The 14,674-nt window shown below is 59.6% G+C and carries 11 protein-coding genes and 4 pseudogenes; 10 read left to right on the top strand and 5 right to left on the bottom strand.

Annotated elements, in window-relative coordinates; translation table 11 throughout:
* Window positions 1-156 precede the first annotated feature (156 nt).
* On the top strand, window positions 157-759 hold the full coding sequence (locus Q9K01_RS14075) for a YggS family pyridoxal phosphate-dependent enzyme (RefSeq protein ID WP_305930760.1): 603 nt from the start codon (window positions 157-159) through the stop codon (window positions 757-759).
* An 85-nt stretch (window positions 760-844) separates the two neighbouring features.
* Here Q9K01_RS14075 and Q9K01_RS14070 read toward each other — a convergent pair whose 3' ends face one another.
* Both Q9K01_RS14070 and Q9K01_RS14065 read right to left on the bottom strand, forming a co-directional pair.
* Entirely contained in the window at window positions 845-3,604 is a 2,760-nt protein-coding gene (locus Q9K01_RS14070) for a TonB-dependent receptor (RefSeq protein WP_305930750.1), read from the bottom strand.
* 101 nt (window positions 3,605-3,705) lie between these two features.
* Window positions 3,706-4,226, bottom strand: a pseudogene (locus tag Q9K01_RS14065) ([protein-PII] uridylyltransferase); the annotation flags it as partial.
* 117 nt (window positions 4,227-4,343) lie between these two features.
* Between Q9K01_RS14065 and Q9K01_RS15425 the strand changes: the two are divergent.
* The 5 genes and pseudogenes from Q9K01_RS15425 to Q9K01_RS14050 all read left to right on the top strand — a co-directional run.
* Entirely contained in the window at window positions 4,344-4,625 is a 282-nt protein-coding gene (locus Q9K01_RS15425) for a phage integrase N-terminal SAM-like domain-containing protein (RefSeq protein ID WP_340324280.1), read from the top strand.
* Window positions 4,603-5,214, top strand: a complete 612-nt coding sequence (locus tag Q9K01_RS14060) for a tyrosine-type recombinase/integrase (protein ID WP_340324279.1) — start codon at window positions 4,603-4,605, stop codon at window positions 5,212-5,214. Before Q9K01_RS15425 ends, Q9K01_RS14060 begins: the two co-directional genes overlap by 23 nt.
* A gap of 9 nt (window positions 5,215-5,223) precedes the next feature.
* Window positions 5,224-6,411, top strand: a pseudogene (locus Q9K01_RS14055) (IS91 family transposase).
* A 307-nt stretch (window positions 6,412-6,718) separates the two neighbouring features.
* Window positions 6,719-6,973 (top strand): annotated as a pseudogene (locus tag Q9K01_RS15490) (IS630 transposase-related protein); the annotation flags it as partial.
* A gap of 110 nt (window positions 6,974-7,083) precedes the next feature.
* Window positions 7,084-7,500 (top strand): annotated as a pseudogene (locus tag Q9K01_RS14050) (integrase core domain-containing protein); the annotation flags it as partial.
* Window positions 7,501-7,673: 173 nt separating this feature from the next.
* Here the strand turns inward: Q9K01_RS14050 and Q9K01_RS14045 are convergent.
* The 3 genes from Q9K01_RS14045 to Q9K01_RS14035 form a co-directional block, all read right to left on the bottom strand.
* Window positions 7,674-8,108: a class I SAM-dependent methyltransferase gene (locus tag Q9K01_RS14045; protein WP_305930759.1), complete on the bottom strand. Its 435-nt coding sequence runs from the start codon at window positions 8,106-8,108 to the stop codon at window positions 7,674-7,676.
* A gap of 15 nt (window positions 8,109-8,123) precedes the next feature.
* Window positions 8,124-8,426, bottom strand: a complete 303-nt coding sequence (locus tag Q9K01_RS14040) for a hypothetical protein (RefSeq protein WP_305930749.1) — start codon at window positions 8,424-8,426, stop codon at window positions 8,124-8,126.
* A gap of 175 nt (window positions 8,427-8,601) precedes the next feature.
* The gene (locus Q9K01_RS14035) at window positions 8,602-9,090 is read right to left on the bottom strand and encodes a VTT domain-containing protein (protein WP_305930748.1); all 489 of its coding nucleotides are present in this window, start codon (window positions 9,088-9,090) and stop codon (window positions 8,602-8,604) included.
* 396 nt (window positions 9,091-9,486) lie between these two features.
* Here Q9K01_RS14035 and Q9K01_RS14030 point away from each other — a divergent pair, with 396 nt between their 5' ends.
* The 4 genes from Q9K01_RS14030 (at window position 9,487) to Q9K01_RS14015 (ending at window position 14,668) form a co-directional block, all read left to right on the top strand.
* On the top strand, window positions 9,487-12,438 hold the full coding sequence (locus Q9K01_RS14030) for a TonB-dependent receptor (protein WP_305930747.1): 2,952 nt from the start codon (window positions 9,487-9,489) through the stop codon (window positions 12,436-12,438).
* A 216-nt stretch (window positions 12,439-12,654) separates the two neighbouring features.
* A complete protein-coding gene (locus tag Q9K01_RS14025) occupies window positions 12,655-13,263 on the top strand; it encodes a TetR/AcrR family transcriptional regulator (protein ID WP_305930746.1) in 609 nt (202 codons plus the stop codon).
* A gap of 107 nt (window positions 13,264-13,370) precedes the next feature.
* The gene (locus Q9K01_RS14020; protein WP_305930745.1) at window positions 13,371-14,276 is read left to right on the top strand and encodes an alpha/beta fold hydrolase; all 906 of its coding nucleotides are present in this window, start codon (window positions 13,371-13,373) and stop codon (window positions 14,274-14,276) included.
* Window positions 14,273-14,668, top strand: coding sequence for a hotdog fold thioesterase (locus tag Q9K01_RS14015; protein ID WP_305930744.1), 396 nt, complete (start codon window positions 14,273-14,275; stop codon window positions 14,666-14,668). Before Q9K01_RS14020 ends, Q9K01_RS14015 begins: the two co-directional genes overlap by 4 nt.
* Window positions 14,669-14,674 lie beyond the last annotated feature (6 nt).

The raw sequence follows: 14,674 nt of genomic DNA, 5'->3' as shown, positions 1-14,674 counted from the left end.
AATCTGCGGACTTCATCAGGGCCAGCAGCCATACGGTGCTGCGCGAACAGGCCGAACACATGGATGCACCCGACCGATATCATCACCGCAGAAAAACTCTTGCGCAGCGGGGGCCGTCCACACATGAGGGCGCCGCCGCCCCTCTAGCGCGAGACCCTGGTCGCGGCGAGCAAGACGCATCCCGCAGAGCGGATCGAGCCGCTGCTCGAACAGGGCCAGCGCGTCTTCGGCGAGAACCGGGTGCAGGAGGCGCAGAACAAATGGCCTGGCCTGCGCGAACGCTATCCCGATGCGGAGCTGCATCTGATTGACCAGCTGCCGTCGAACAAGGCGGAGGAAGCGGCCGCGCTGTTGGACTGTATCCATTCGCTCGACCGGCCCAGCCTGCTCAAGGCGCTGGCCAAGGCCTTCGACAAGACCGGCCGCCGCGTGCCCTGCTTCGTCCAGGTCGATGTCGGCGAGGAAGACCAGAAGGGCGGCTGCCCGATCGGCCAGCTGCCCGATTTTCTGGCGCAGGCGCGCGCTGCGGATATTCCGCTCGCCGGGCTGATGTGCCTGCCGCCGCAGGATATCGAGCCCGCGCCGTTCTTCGCGCTGCTCGACAAGCTGGCGCGCGATCACGGGCTGGCCGGGGAACAGTCTTCAGGTCGCAGCATGGGCCTGAGCATGGGAATGAGCGGCGATTTCGAAACCGCGATCCAGCTCGGCGCGACGCATATCCGCGTCGGCAGCGCGCTGTTCGGCGCGCGCGGGCTCTGAGCGAGCTTCGCAACACGCAGAACTCGCAAACAAAAAGGGGCGCCCGAGAGCGCCCCCTTTCGTGTTGTGCCTGTGAGGCCCTGCGTCAGAACTCGCCGCGCAGCGTGATCCCGTAGGTGCGCGGTTCGGCGAGGAAAGCCGAATAGGTCTGCTGCTCGGCGACGAAGGGCGTGTTGAACGCGACCTGCGTGTAGTCCTTGTCGAAGATGTTCTGGACCCAGCCCTCGATCGCGAAGCGGCCGGCGATATTGGTAAGGCCGATCCGACCGTTGGCGATCATGAAGCTGTCCTGCTCCTTGCCGTACAGCAGATCCGAACCGGTGTTGTAGTCGCTCACCAGACGGGTGTTGAAAAACACCAGCCCCCGCATCCCGCTGTTGCCGATCGGCGGGGTCCAAGAGACCGAGCTGGTCACCGTGATTTCCGGCGCGTTCGACATATTGTCGCCCGGCAGCAGACGCAGCGCAGGATCGAGCGGTGCGCCGCTGTCATTGCCGATCAGATCGTTCTCGAAGCTGGTGTCGGCATAAGTTAGCCCCAGGGTGACGTTGAAATCGGGCGAGGGGTTCAGCGTGCCCTCGATCTCGACCCCCTGCGCCACCACGCCGGGAATGACATTGTCCGCGGCGCAGGCACCGGTGGCGACGCTGCCATCCCGGTCGGCCCCGCCCAGATCATCGCTGCAGCCGTTGACGTTTTGCACCAAGTAGACCGTCCCGTTGAAGGTGTTTAACTGGAAGTTCGTGAACTCCTGGCGGAAGGCCGCGACGCTCAGCCCGAATTCGCGGGTCGAGTATTTCGCGCCCAGTTCGAAAGCGTCGACCGTTTCTTGGTCGAACTGCAGCCGGCTGATGTCGATATTGTTGACGTTGAGGAACACCGGCTCGGCCAGCGCGGAACGGTCGAGGTTGAAGCCGCCCGCCTTGTAGCCGCGCGAGTAGGAGGCGTAGACCATCAGGTCGTCGGTCGGCTTGTAGCTGAGCACCGCGGTGCCGGTGAACTCGTTCTCGTCGCGGCTGTCCGACAGCGAGACACCATCGAGCTCTGCGGTCGAATTGCCTTGGCACGACAGACCGAGGATGCCGCCCGCGAAGGCCGCCAGCGATGGCACGCCCAGCAGCGGACCGAGAATCGCGCGGTTGGTCGGGCAGACGGTATTGTCATTGCCGAAGGTGGCGTCGAAATCCTTGGTCTCGTTGGTGTAGCGAAGCCCCAGCGTCAGATCGAGATTGTCGGTGATGTGGAAGATGTTGTGCGTGAAGACCGCAAAGCTCTCGCTCTGCTGGTTGTAGACATCGCCGGTTCCGCCCCGATCGTTGAGCGTCGCCAGATTGGTGAGCCCGGCGACGATCGCCGGGGTTGCCGCACCGAACACAGCGCCGCTCTGGATCGCACCGAAGGCAGTCGGGTTGAAGCAGTTGGCGCGCGAAGGATCGGCGACGGTTTGCCCGATCAGCGCCCCCAGCGTGGGCTGAAGCGCATTGGCGAGGCGGCAATTGGCGAACGTGCCGTATTGCGTGCCGAAGCGCAGATTGTCGCGCGATTCCAGCTTCTCATTGGCGTAGAAGCCGCCGACCAGCCACTCGAGGCGATCGTCGAAGGCCGAACCGGAGAGGCGCAGTTCCTGGGTGAAGGTCTTGAACTCGCGCGCACCGGCATCCTCGGTCGGGGCGCGGTAGAGGATATCGACTTGGGTGTAGTCGGTATCCGAGGCCTGGAAGTTGGAATATTCGCGATAGCCGGTGATCGAGGTCAACGTGGTGTCGCCGAAGCTCCAGTTCAGCTCGCCCGAGACGCCGAAATCCTCGGTCTCGCCCTGATAGGTGCGGCCCGGGGTGACGTAGATGTCGCGGTTGAAGGTACCGCCGTTGAGCGCGATCGGGTTCTGCCCGAGACCGAGCAGGACCGGGATGATCGGGTTGGCGGTGCTGGTCAGCGCCGGGGTAGCGGAGCCGGGATAGTCGAACTTCGCTTCGGCCGAGAGCGGCGAGATGTCGTCGCTCAGCCGTGCCAGCGGAGCGAAATCGGTCTGGACGAAGGTCGCTGCGCAGCAGGCCTCGTCCTTCTTGGAATAGTCGCCGACGAGGCGGAAGCTGATGTCCTCGGTCGGTTCGAACAGCAATTGCGCGCGGACCAGATAGCGGTCGCGATTGTTGACGTCGGTGTCGTTGACGACATCATTGTAGAAGCCGTCGCGGCGCGAATAGACCCCGTCGACGCGCGCGGCGATCGTGTCGCTGAGCGGGCCGGTCAGGCCGCCCTCGACGCGGATAGCGTCGTAATTGCCGTAGGAAATCGAGCCGTGGCCGCCGAAGGTGAATTCGGGCTGCGCGGTGTAGATCGAGATGAGGCCGGCGGAGGAATTACGGCCGCCAAGCGTGCCCTGCGGACCGCGCAGGATCTCGATCCGGTCGAGCGGGCCGAGCTCGCTCAGCGCATTGCCCGAGCGCGAACGATAGACCCCGTCGACGAAGACCGCGACCGAGCTTTCGAGCCCGGCGTTGTCGCCCACCGTGCCGATGCCGCGGATCCGCGCGGAGCCATTGGCTTCATTGCCGGTCGAGGAGACCAGCAGCGAGGGCGCGACCTGGGTCAGTTCGCGGATGTCGTTGGTGCCCGAACGCTCGAGCTGTTCGGCGGAAACCGCGTTGATCGCGACTGGAACGTCGGCGAGCACCTGCGCGCGGCCCTGCGCGGTCACGACGATCACATTGTCGTCCACCACATCGGCGTTCTCGATCAGATCGGTGTCGGTCTGATCCTGCGCCATCGCGGCGGCCGGGGCGAGCGCGGCGCCCGCACCGAGAAGGGCGAGCACGCGCAGTGATGCATAACGGGTTTTCATGGGCTTCTCTCTCTTGGTTCAACTTTTATGCTTTTATCTTTTGTGACGCGCATCCCTAGCTACGCGCATGGAAGTTGCAAGACTCCCCCGACAAACGGGTGTTACGCATCTTCCAACCGTGCCTGTAATGCATCACTTGCCGCTTCGAGCAGCGCATCCTCTATCCGCGTCAGCCGTGCTTCGGAGGTGATCTTCGAGCCGGTGACGTCGGTGACGTAGAAGGTAACGACCGCGCGCTAGCCATAGGCGGTGATATGCGCCGAATGGACCACCAGCCCCTCCTCGAACAGCGTGCGCGCCAGCCGGTTGAGCAGCGCCGAGCGATCGCCGGCGTGGACCTCGATCACGGTGAAGCGGTTCGAGGCCTTGTTGTCGAACACCACCCTCGGGTCGACATCGAAAGCCTTGGAGCGGTGGTGCGGCAGCGGACGCTGCGCCAGCCGCGGCTCGAGTGCGATCCGGTGGCGAGCGCATCCTCGATCGAGCGTTCGATCCGCTCGAGCTGCGCCGCTTCGCGGAACGGCCGCCCGTGCGGGTCCTGGCTCAGGAAATTGTCGACCGCCCAGCCGGACCTCGTGGCGTGGATGCGCGCATCGATGATGTTGGCGCCGGCGAGATGGATCATTAAAACGATTGAACGAACCCGCTGACGCGGGAGAGGCGTGCGTATAGGCCGGAATGGTCGCTCCTGATGAGTTGGTTTGGTTGCTGGACCAGCTCTCAACCAGGAGACCACCCCATGGCTGAGACCACAACAGGGGCGAGCCCGCTGCGCCGCCGTATGATCGACGATATGATGTTGCGCAACTTGTCGCCCGCCACCCAGCGTTCCTACCTTCACGCCGTCACGAAGTTCAGTCGCCAATTCGGACGCTCACTGGATCGGCTTGGGCTGGAGGATGTCCGGGCATTTCAGGTCTATCTCGTGTCGCAGGGGATTTCCTGGCCATCGCTGAACCAGACCGTGTGCGCATTGCGCTTTTTTCTATGGCGTGACGTTGAACCGGGGCGAGATACCTGAGCGGATCGCCTATGCGCGCACGCCTCGCAAGCTGCCGGCGATCTTGAGCCCTGACGAGGTGGTACGCTTTCTTGAAGCGGTGCCGTCCTTGAAGTCGCGTGCCGCGCTGACCACTGCCTATGCTGCGGGACTGCGCGTATCGGAGGCGGTGAGCCTGAAGGTCGGCGATATCGACAGCGACCGGATGCTGCTGCAGGTTCGCCACGGCAAGGGCGCCAGGGATCGCACGGTTATGCTCTCGGCCCAGTTGCTCGATATCCTGAGGACGTATTGGCGCCTGACGCGCCCGACTGGCTGGTTATTTCCCGGCCGGGGCGAGAGGCCGATCAACGTGACTGTGCTCCATTCGGCTTGCCGGTCAGCCACCAAGGCGGCTGGATTGACCAAGAAGGTCAGCGTGCACACGCTGCGCCACAGCTTCGCCACCCATCTGCTCGAGAGCGGCGTCGATATCCGCATCATCCAGGTGCTGTTAGGGCACAACAGTCTCTCGACGACTGCGCGCTACACCCAGGTTACCGCGACTACGATCGCTGCAGCGCAGAGCCCGTTTGATCGTTTGACCCTTGAGGTGGTGCCGCCCGCCTGAGCCGGGACCATGCGTTCCGATCTGGAAGTGGCGGATATTTTCCGCCGCCATGGCCATGCCTATGCGCAAGCCCATGACGGCCATCTTGGCCGCATCGAGCGGCGCGTCATGTCGGCGATCGAGCTGTGCCGAACCGCTGCGCTTGGGGGTCATGTCGAGGCCTGCGAGGACTGCGCGCATGTCCGCGTCGCTTACAACTCTTGCCGCAACCGGCATTGTCCGAAGTGCCAGAGTGCGAAGCGCGAACGGTGACTCGCTGACCGTCAAGGCGATCTGTTGCCAGTGTCCTATTTCCACGTCGTGTTCACGGTCCCGAGCGAAGTCGCCGAGATCGCGTTCAACAACAAGGCGGTCGTCTATGCGATCTTGTTCGACGCCGTCGCGCCGACACCCAAGACCATCGCTGCCGATCCCAGGCACCTCGGCGGCGAGATCGGATTTCTGGCCATTCTTCACACGTGGGGCCAGGCTCTAACTCACCATCCTCGCATTCATTGCCTCGTCCCCGGCGGAGCGCTTTCATCGGATGGCCGGTGGCTCGGCTGCCGACCCAACTTCTTCTTGCCCGTCCATGTCCTCTCACGCCTGTTCCGGCGACTGTTTCTCGAGCGGCTTCAGGCGGCACATGCAGCCGGGCGACTACGCTTCTCCGGCAAGCTGGATGGATTTGATGATGCCGATGTCTTCACCGCAGCGATCGGCAAGCTGCGGCGCAAGAACTGGATCGTCTATGCCAAGCCGCCCTTCGGATCGCCCGAGCATGTCCTCGCCTATCTTGGCCGCTACACACACCGGGTCGCCATCTCCAACAGTCGCCTGGTCAGCGCTGACGAGACCATCGTGACCTTCCGCTGGCGCGACTACCGTCATGGCAACGCGCCCAGGCTGATGTCGCTTCATCCCCACGAGTTCATTCGCCGCTTCCTCATCCACAGCCTGTCGGACGGCTTTCATCGCATTCGCCACTATGGCTTCCTTGCCAACGGCTGCCGCCGGGCACGGCTCGCCACCATAAGGCAGCTCCTGATCCGGGCGGAGACGATTGCGGCGGTCGCCGCCGAGATCGGCGATACCACAAAGCGGCTACCGCACTTTGATCCATCCCAGTGCCCATGCTGTGGCGGCATTCTGCGTGTCACCGCCACGCTCCCGCGATGGCGCGCCGGGCAACCCCGACCTTGGTCCGATACGTCATGATCAGGGGCGCGATCGAACGTAAGACGTGGCAGCGGCGCGGCATTTGCGCCGACGATCCCCCATCTCTGCCATCCTGCAAATCCACTCGCAGGACAGCAGTGCCACCCCGCAGCCTGCGCAGATATCCGTGGGGCGCGTCGATTATCTCGACCAATGCGGCCAATACGCCATCGTCCTCACTTGCTTGGTGGCATCCGATCAAACAAGCTCGGTCACCAGCAACCAGCGGCGCAGCACTAATCCCATAGGTCGCGAGCGCGTCAGCGGGTTCGCTCAATCCGGCTTCAATGAGGTCGCGCACAGCGCCATGATACCCGCGTTTCGGCGCGCGACCTCACAGAACCCTCCAGATTCCCAATCGGTTCGATTTCTGATTCAACCTGCTGGCTGGGAATGGAGGCTAGCAGGTATGGCAAGACCCTATTCGAATGATTTGCGTGAGCGGGCAGCGACGTTGGTGGCTTCGGGTCGCAGTTGCCGAGAGGTGGCGTCCTTGTTCGGGGTGAGCGTTGCGAGCGTAGTGAGGTGGTCACAACGTCAGCGATTGACGGGGACGGCGGCATCGCGGCGTATGGGCGGCCATCGCAAGCGGCTGCTCGAACCGCACCGGGCACTGGTGATCGATCAGGTGAAAGCTGTGCCGGACATCACTCAAGGCGCTGGTGGCGGAGCTGGCCGAACGACTACGTCGAGGGGCGCACCCATGATGGTCGCAAGCGCGGTCCACCAGCTCACATCCGGTCCGACAATGGCCCGGAGTTTATCGCTACTGCCGTGCAGGAGTGGCTCGCCCGCATCGGGGTGAAGACGCTCTACATCGCGCCGGGCTCGCCATGGGAGAATGGCTACAACGAAAGCTTCAACGGCTCACTGCGTGACGAGCTGCTCAATGGGGAGATCTTCTACAGCCTCGCCGAGGCCAAGGTCCTGATCGAAGCCTGGCGCGGCCACTACAACACCGTGCGTCCGCACAGCAGCCTTGGCTATCGGCCGCCTGCCCCGGAAACTGTAAGATCGCCATTGCCGCCTTCCGGTTCCGCTTCGCTCCACCTCCAGCCGGCAATGGCGCAGGAGGCGACAATCCACTAACAATCAACACGGACCACTCGGTGGGGGCCGGTCATCTCCACTCTTCTCGAACCGACAGCAATCTACGACCGGCGGGCATCAGCCAACTATCCTCTTCTGCAAGGCGTACTGAAGAAAAGGATCCGCATGCAACCCGGAAGCTTTCAGGCGGTATCTCGAAACCGTTGATCGGCTTAAGCTCTCTCAAAGGACTTGCGACCGATCAGCAATCCTTTGGATCCTTCACTTTCGAAGTTGAAGCTGAACTCAGGCCAATCGCGACGCCACCGGCGGGCAATTAAGCGTTCACCGGGCCTTGCAGCATCGTCCAGCATTATTATGCCGCCTGGAGAAATCCTGTCGAAGAGACAGTCTGCAATTCCTCGCGCAAAGGGATGTACAGACCAAGGCGGCCCGTCGATTACAAGCAGGTCGATTTCATCTGGAAGCTGTGAAAGGGCATACCATATTCCGGGCCAGCTGTCGCTGCGATAAAGAAGGGGTGCATAGTGAAAGGCCGCATCCAGGTCGTAATCGGAAAGCCACTTCGCCATTTCTCCAACGAACGGCAAGTGCTGGTCGTAACTATGCAGCCTGCCCTTCCCGTTCTTCTTAAGCGCACTTGAAATGATAAGGGATGTGGCTCAAGAGCCGAGCTCGACGACATTTGCGGGTTGCCGCTCTTCAACCAGATCGACAACGCGATTGAGGAAGTGAGTGTCCGCCTTCCAGCTGCCAAGATGAGGAAGTGCATCATGGTCTAGCCTGAGTCGCTCCAGGAGAGCGAACTTGGAATGGCGTGTTCCGCCATAAAGGCTTTTGAGCAACCAGGGCCATTGAATCGCCCCAAAACCAATCTGGAATGCCCGTTCGGTAAGGGTCAGCCGAGCTTGCGAACTCGATTCGACCGACTTGGATAAAATACCTGTGAGAAGCTTTGTCGTCATTCTGTGCGTCCCGAATCCGTTGAGCAGATGCCTGGCGGCTGCGGCCCCTCTCAAACGAGGTGGAAAATGGATCTTCTGCGCCGGAATCGAGGGCGATACAGCCTGACAGCGTGTATTGGCCCCTGGTTTGGCATTTGATACGCAGGTTTTCAGGTTCGGCGATCGTCCAGTGCGACTAGAGCGCAGCCCCGGCAGTCGCCGCTATCGCAATCGCGGGAAGAATTCCAACAAGCGTCGAAATGGCATAACGCCGCAGGCTTAGAGAGGCCAATGCGGAAACTCCCGTCACGGCCAGATGCGGGACGCCAATCAGGCGAAGTCCAATAATCGGTAAAATCCCACCCCTTGAAACTGCGTGATCCAACCTCTTGATGTGGCGGCCATACCGATGCTGCGAGATAGAACTCGTTCCCCGCACGAGCCCGCAGAAAAGGATGACCGATCCAAAAAGCGCGCCTGCGGCGACCGCTGCGATGGCAAGCGTTTCGCCTAGAAGCGCACCCGAGGAAAAGGAAACCGGCACGAGTGCGCCGGGTATGCCAGTAGCGTAAATACAAGCTGCCAAGCCCAAGAATGCCATAGCCAGCCAGACTTCTGCCAAGGGCATTGCGAGGATTATCTCGGTCTTGTCGAGTGTTAATAAGGGGGAGACGTGAAAATCCATAAACAAGACTCGCCTGAAAATCGTTTAGCGTTCTCACGGATCCATGTGTGGGAAATAGGGGAACTTTCCCAGTGGAGGGTACCGGTGAAGCAGCGGGGTGCCAGAGACCGTTCCTCGGGTATCAAACTGCCGTATCATCATATGTCGCGGATCGAACGCGGCCTTGGCATTTTTCGCTGCCCAACTTGGGTCCGTTTCCGCGTTCTCCCTTGCCTGACAATAAACTACTTTACTAGATTTTCCGAAAAGCATAACCTCTGCCCCAGAGGCGCATGAGATTGTTTCTCATTTAACCTCTCCTCAGACTAGGGGCAGCTCGCCGAGCTGCCCCCATTTTGGGGCAATAGGGAGCAGGCCCAAAAATGGGTAAATTTCTATGGAGAGAGGGGAACGAGCATGCAGAAAAAATCCTACTGGCTGGCGGGCGCCGCATTATTGGTGTTGCCACAAGTATTGAGTGCTCAACCGGTTGCATCCGGCCAGGATGCCGATGACGGGCAGGTTGTAACGGGCAACGTCATTATTGTGACGGCCCAGCGCCAGTCGCAGAGCTTGCAAGAGGTGCCGATCGCAGTCAGCGCGTTCGACGCCGAAGCGCTCGAAAGCCAGCAGATCGAAAACGCATCCGATCTCCAGTTGACCCTGCCTAATGTGTCGTTTTCGAAAGGCAATTTCACCTCCGCCTCCTTCACTATCCGCGGCATCGGCGACTTATGCGTCGGCGTGACCTGCGACGCCGCGACCGCCATACATGTCAACGGATCGCCCCTTTTTGGAACCCGATTGTTCGAAACGGAATATTTCGACCTTGAACGCATCGAAGTCCTTCGTGGACCCCAGGGAACGCTCTTTGGCAGGAACGCGACCTCCGGTGTTGTGAACGTGGTCACCGCAAAACCCGACCTGTCAGGATTCGGCGCTGAAGCCGAATTCGAATATGGCAACTTCAACAGCATAAGAGCAGAGGGAATGGTAAACATTCCGATCGGAGATACGATCGGCGTCAGGCTGGCCGGCGTATATCTGAACCGCGATGGCTATACCACGAACTTGTACGACGGTTCCGACATCGATGATCGCGACATGTATGCTGTGCGCGGGTCCCTGCGTTTCGAGCCCGGCCCGAACACAACTTTCGATATGATGGGATATTACTTCCGCGAGAACGATACGCGATTGAGGAACCAGAAGCAGGCCTGCCAGCGAGATCCACTGGGGGTACTGGGCTGTCTTAACAATCGTCTTGACTACGACATCACCAATGCAAATTCCACGGTGGGGGCCACGCTTAGTTCCTCTGAATTCTTCGCCATTCAGGGCATTCCCGGAGTGCTCGGGCTCGGGAGTTTGTATGGCCCTGATGCATTCGCCGGGTTCGACAAGCCCGACGATGTCAGGGTGGTGAACACTCCCTATACGCCCTTCTACTTGGCGGATGAACTGCAGATTCAGGCGCGACTGGAGCAAAGCTTTGGCGCGATGACGTTAACTGCCACGGGCCTGTATCAGGATACCCAGGTGGATTCGCGGCAGGATTACTTTCTCGGGGTTCAGGACCGAGCTGGCTTCGCCCCGGCATTGAACACACTTGCCTTTTTCGGAGCAAATGGTCTGCCAACTGGCCTCGCTCCTCCGGCTCCCGCATTTATTCCGGGATCCTCAGGCTATTTCTCGCCCATAGTCGCCGCACTCTTTCCAGGCGGACCGCAGGGGCCACTATGTACTTCTGACAATGACGACGGCAACCGTGGTGCTTTCGAGGGGAATTCGCTTTGTTCCGAGTCTCCCCTCTCCTTCGACCGTTCTGCTGAACAGCGAGAGTCCTGGAGTGGCGAGCTAATCCTCACAAGCGACTTTGATGGACCGTTCAATTTTCTGGTCGGCGGAATTTATGCAAAATCCAAAACCACTGACAACAGCTATTACGTTAATTCGTTTGCGCTAGATTATGCGAGCGCAATCCTGGGATCTTTCGGTTCCCTGTCGGGCGGGCTTCCACCTTCCTATTTCGCGACTTCGATGTATCGGAACAATTCTCTGGAAGCCAATCTTGAGAGCTACGGAATATTCGGCGAGGTATATTTTGACTTGACCGATCGGCTCACCCTTACGGGCGGCCTACGTTATAACAACGACAAGAAAGATGTAACCGCACGCACCACCTTGATTAGTTTCCTGAATCCCTATTCGAACGATGGAGATCCCTTCGAAAGCCCTATAACCCCTCTGGTAAGTCCATCAGGGCTTTTCGACGCTGACCCCGGCCAGCCTGGCCTTCAGCTCACTCAGTTTCGCGAAGTCGGCTTTGACGACATTACGGGAAGAGCTGTTCTGGACTTCGCGATCACACCCGATAATACCATCTACGCCTCTTATTCCAGGGGATACAAATCGGGCGGGATAAATCCGCCACTCTCTCCGATTTTTGAAGTGAGCGAAAGCTTTGGGTCCGAATCGATCGATGCATTTGAAATCGGTTCAAAGAACGTCTTTGCAAACGGGGCGTTGCAGTTGAATGCGACGGCTTTTTATTATAAATATAGCGGGCTTCAGCTAAGCCGGATCGTTGCTAGAACTTCAGTGAACGATACAATCGATGCCGATATTTGGGGCCTCGAACTGGAAACTGTGATACGGCCGGACCGTAATCTGCTGGTGAATTTGAACTTCAGCTACCTGAACGCTGAGGTCGCTGGCGATCAATTCTTTTCCAATCCGCGTGATCCCGGCGGCGGCGATCCCGATGCGGTGATCATCAAGGACATCAGCAATGGCGCCCATTGCGCTGTCACGGGGCCTGCTCCCGGAGTCGCTGATGGATTCGTTGCAGTAGTCAATGCAGCTTTGGGACTCCGGGGCCCCGAGGAATTTCCTGCTGACGGCAATATCGCCTCCAGCGGTGCATTCGGCATCTGCGATGTCCTCGAAAATGCCATTCCCGAGAATAGCGGAATTCAAGTTCTCAGTCCGGGTGTCGAGGTGAACATTAAAGGCAACACCCTGCCTCAGGCCCCCAATCTAAAGGTTTCGATGGGTGCGCAGTACACAGTCGAACTCAGTAATGGCATGACTTTGGTGCCTAGGATGGATCTTGCTTTAACCGGCAAGCAGTACGGGAACATCTTTAACGGGAGGGTCAATCGCATCGAGCCCTTCGTTCAAGCGAATGCCGTGGTCCAACTGAACAGTGCTGATGATCGCTGGTTTGTTCGGGGATTCGTCCAAAACCTCTTTGATAGTGATTCCATAACCGGATTGTATGTTACCGATGCATCTTCCGGTAATTTTACAAATATCTATACCCTAGATCCGCGGCGTTATGGAATCGCAGTTGGAGCCAAATTCTGAAATCCGATTGCTGACGGGAATGTCTCGTAGCTATAGGATGTTACTTCGGGGGAACAGGATAGTGCAGTTATACAGCATGAGCGGAAGATCCGTGCCGGTCATGCTGCCAAATTCCCGGACAAGCCACCAAACTGCCGGGTTGGTCAACGGCTGCGAACGTCGTACCTCGGGGTGCTGATATTAGTAACGTAACGATTTGGTGCTGGTAGCAGACTGATGAGTGGAGCCGTTAAAGCCCGAAAGCATGAGGCGATCCTCTCAGCCGCCACCCGGGTGTTCGTGAGGGAAGGCTTTGATGGCGCCAGCATGGAGCAGGTGGCACGGGAAGCAAAAGTTGCTAAGCCCACACTTTACAATCACTTTCCAGACAAGGGCGCACTCTATGTCACGGTTGTAGAAAACGCACTTAAGAATGTTAACAACGAAATCGCCAAGCCAAGGCTGGCGGAATTGCCTGCGCGACAAGGCTTGCTCGTAGTTGCAAATCAGTTGACTGATCTATTTGGGCGGCACGACAGTGCTGTGCATTTGTGTCGTATTGCAGTGGGGGGGGGCGGACGCTTCCCACTCGCGACGGCGACGATTATGGACGCCGGTCCGCGCCGAGGGACGGAAAAGATCAGGGTGCTTCTGCGCGTATGGTGCGGACGTGGCGAACTGACCGTGGATGATGAGCAAATCGCTGCACAGCAGCTCGTCGAACTGTGCAAAGTGTCTATTTTTGACAACCGCCTATTCGGTTCGCATGAGAAAGTGCCTGTCGCGCAATGCGAGCGTGTCGCCCGCGCGGCTCACGACACCTTCATGGCGCGCTATGGTGCCTGAATGACTGAGAGGATAACGGCGGAGGGGCAGCCAGTAAGCGATCGCTGTCTCGGATGCACGGTTCCCAATTAAGGAAGAGCCGATATAGTATAAAAGGTGATACTCCAGTGCAGATCGAAGCAATGATCTTATACGGTGAGGCAGGAATTGCTCTTGCCGCTGACGCCTGCGGGGAACAGAACGCGATGCCGGTCCTGCTCGCTCATGGGGGCGGTCAGACCCGGCGGGCGTGGAAGCGCGTAATGTGCGATCTCGCTCAAGAAGGCTTTCGCGCGATTGCGGTCGATCTTCGAGGGCATGGAGATAGCGACTGGGCTCTTGAGGGCGCTTACGATGTCCGAAATTTTGCGGCTGACTTGGTCAACATCGCGTCGCTTATGGAGCGTCGCCCAGCCCTGGTCGGGGCTTCGCTTGGCGGAATGGCAGGAATTCTAGCCGAAGGCGAGCTCGCACCCGGCACCTTTGCCTCGCTTACCTTGGTCGACGTAGTTCCGCGAATGGAGCCCGCCGGCGTGATGCGAGTAGTCGGTTTCATGGAAGAGCACGTCGATAGTGGCTTCGCTTCACCGCAGGAGGCGGCGGACGTGATCGCTCGCTATATGCCGCATCGTGCCAGACGCGGCGCAAGCGATGGCCTCAAGAGCTATCTGCGGAAAAAGGAGGATGGCCGCTTTTACTGGCATTGGGACCCCGCTTTCATCCGCAATATCGCGGCTACCAAACGAAGCGACCCTGGCAGTCAGGACCGGCAGTCGGCACAGTTGAGCCAAGCCGCGGCGAATCTCGCACTTCCGCTGCATCTCATCCGCGGCGCTTCGAGTGATCTTGTTTCCGACGAGGCCGTTTCGCATCTGCGACAACTTGCCCCTCATGCAGAATACACGGACATCGCAGATGCCACGCATATGGTCGTGGGCGATGCGAACGACGCCTTTTCCGCCGCTATCGTCGATTTCCTGAGGGGCCATCACTCTTCCGATACGGCTCAGCTGGAGGGGATGAAGGAAGCATGATCGATCGAGAGCGCTTGCAAGAGATGCTGCACCTGGCCCCTTTTCACCGATGGCTCGGGCTGGAGATTGCTGCCTGGTCTGAGAATGGAATCGAGATCACCATGCCGTGGCGCGAGGAGATCGTGTCGAACCCCATGGTGGGGTCGGCGCATGGAGGGATCCTGGCGTCACTGGTCGACCTCACCGGACTTTATGCTTTGCTTGCGAGAGGCGCCGCCGCGAAAGCGACGGCCGATCTGCGCGTCGATTATCACCGTCCTGCAACCTCAGGCCCTCTCACTGCTCACGGACAGATCGTGAAGATCGGGCGGCAGATTTCGGTGGCGCAGACGCGTATTGTCGGACCCGACGGCAAGTTGGTCGCCAGCGGCAGGGGCGCGTATTTCTCGTGAACCGAA

The sequence above is a fragment of the Qipengyuania benthica genome (assembly GCF_030717865.1).
GTDB lineage: Bacteria > Pseudomonadota > Alphaproteobacteria > Sphingomonadales > Sphingomonadaceae > Qipengyuania > Qipengyuania benthica.
The sequence above is the reverse complement of the archived record's forward strand: the minus strand, read 5'-3'. Positions and strand labels throughout refer to the sequence as shown.

Coding starts and splice junctions, on each gene's coding strand:
- Q9K01_RS14035 (WP_305930748.1), bottom strand. CDS start 9,090: ATGGATTTTCACGTCTCCCCCTTATTAACACTCGACAAGACCGAGATA.
- Q9K01_RS14070 (WP_305930750.1), bottom strand. CDS start 3,604: ATGAAAACCCGTTATGCATCACTGCGCGTGCTCGCCCTTCTCGGTGCG.
- Q9K01_RS14030 (WP_305930747.1), top strand. CDS start 9,487: ATGCAGAAAAAATCCTACTGGCTGGCGGGCGCCGCATTATTGGTGTTG.
- Q9K01_RS14040 (WP_305930749.1), bottom strand. CDS start 8,426: ATGACGACAAAGCTTCTCACAGGTATTTTATCCAAGTCGGTCGAATCG.
- Q9K01_RS14025 (WP_305930746.1), top strand. CDS start 12,655: ATGAGTGGAGCCGTTAAAGCCCGAAAGCATGAGGCGATCCTCTCAGCC.
- Q9K01_RS14015 (WP_305930744.1), top strand. CDS start 14,273: ATGATCGATCGAGAGCGCTTGCAAGAGATGCTGCACCTGGCCCCTTTT.
- Q9K01_RS15425 (WP_340324280.1), top strand. CDS start 4,344: ATGGCTGAGACCACAACAGGGGCGAGCCCGCTGCGCCGCCGTATGATC.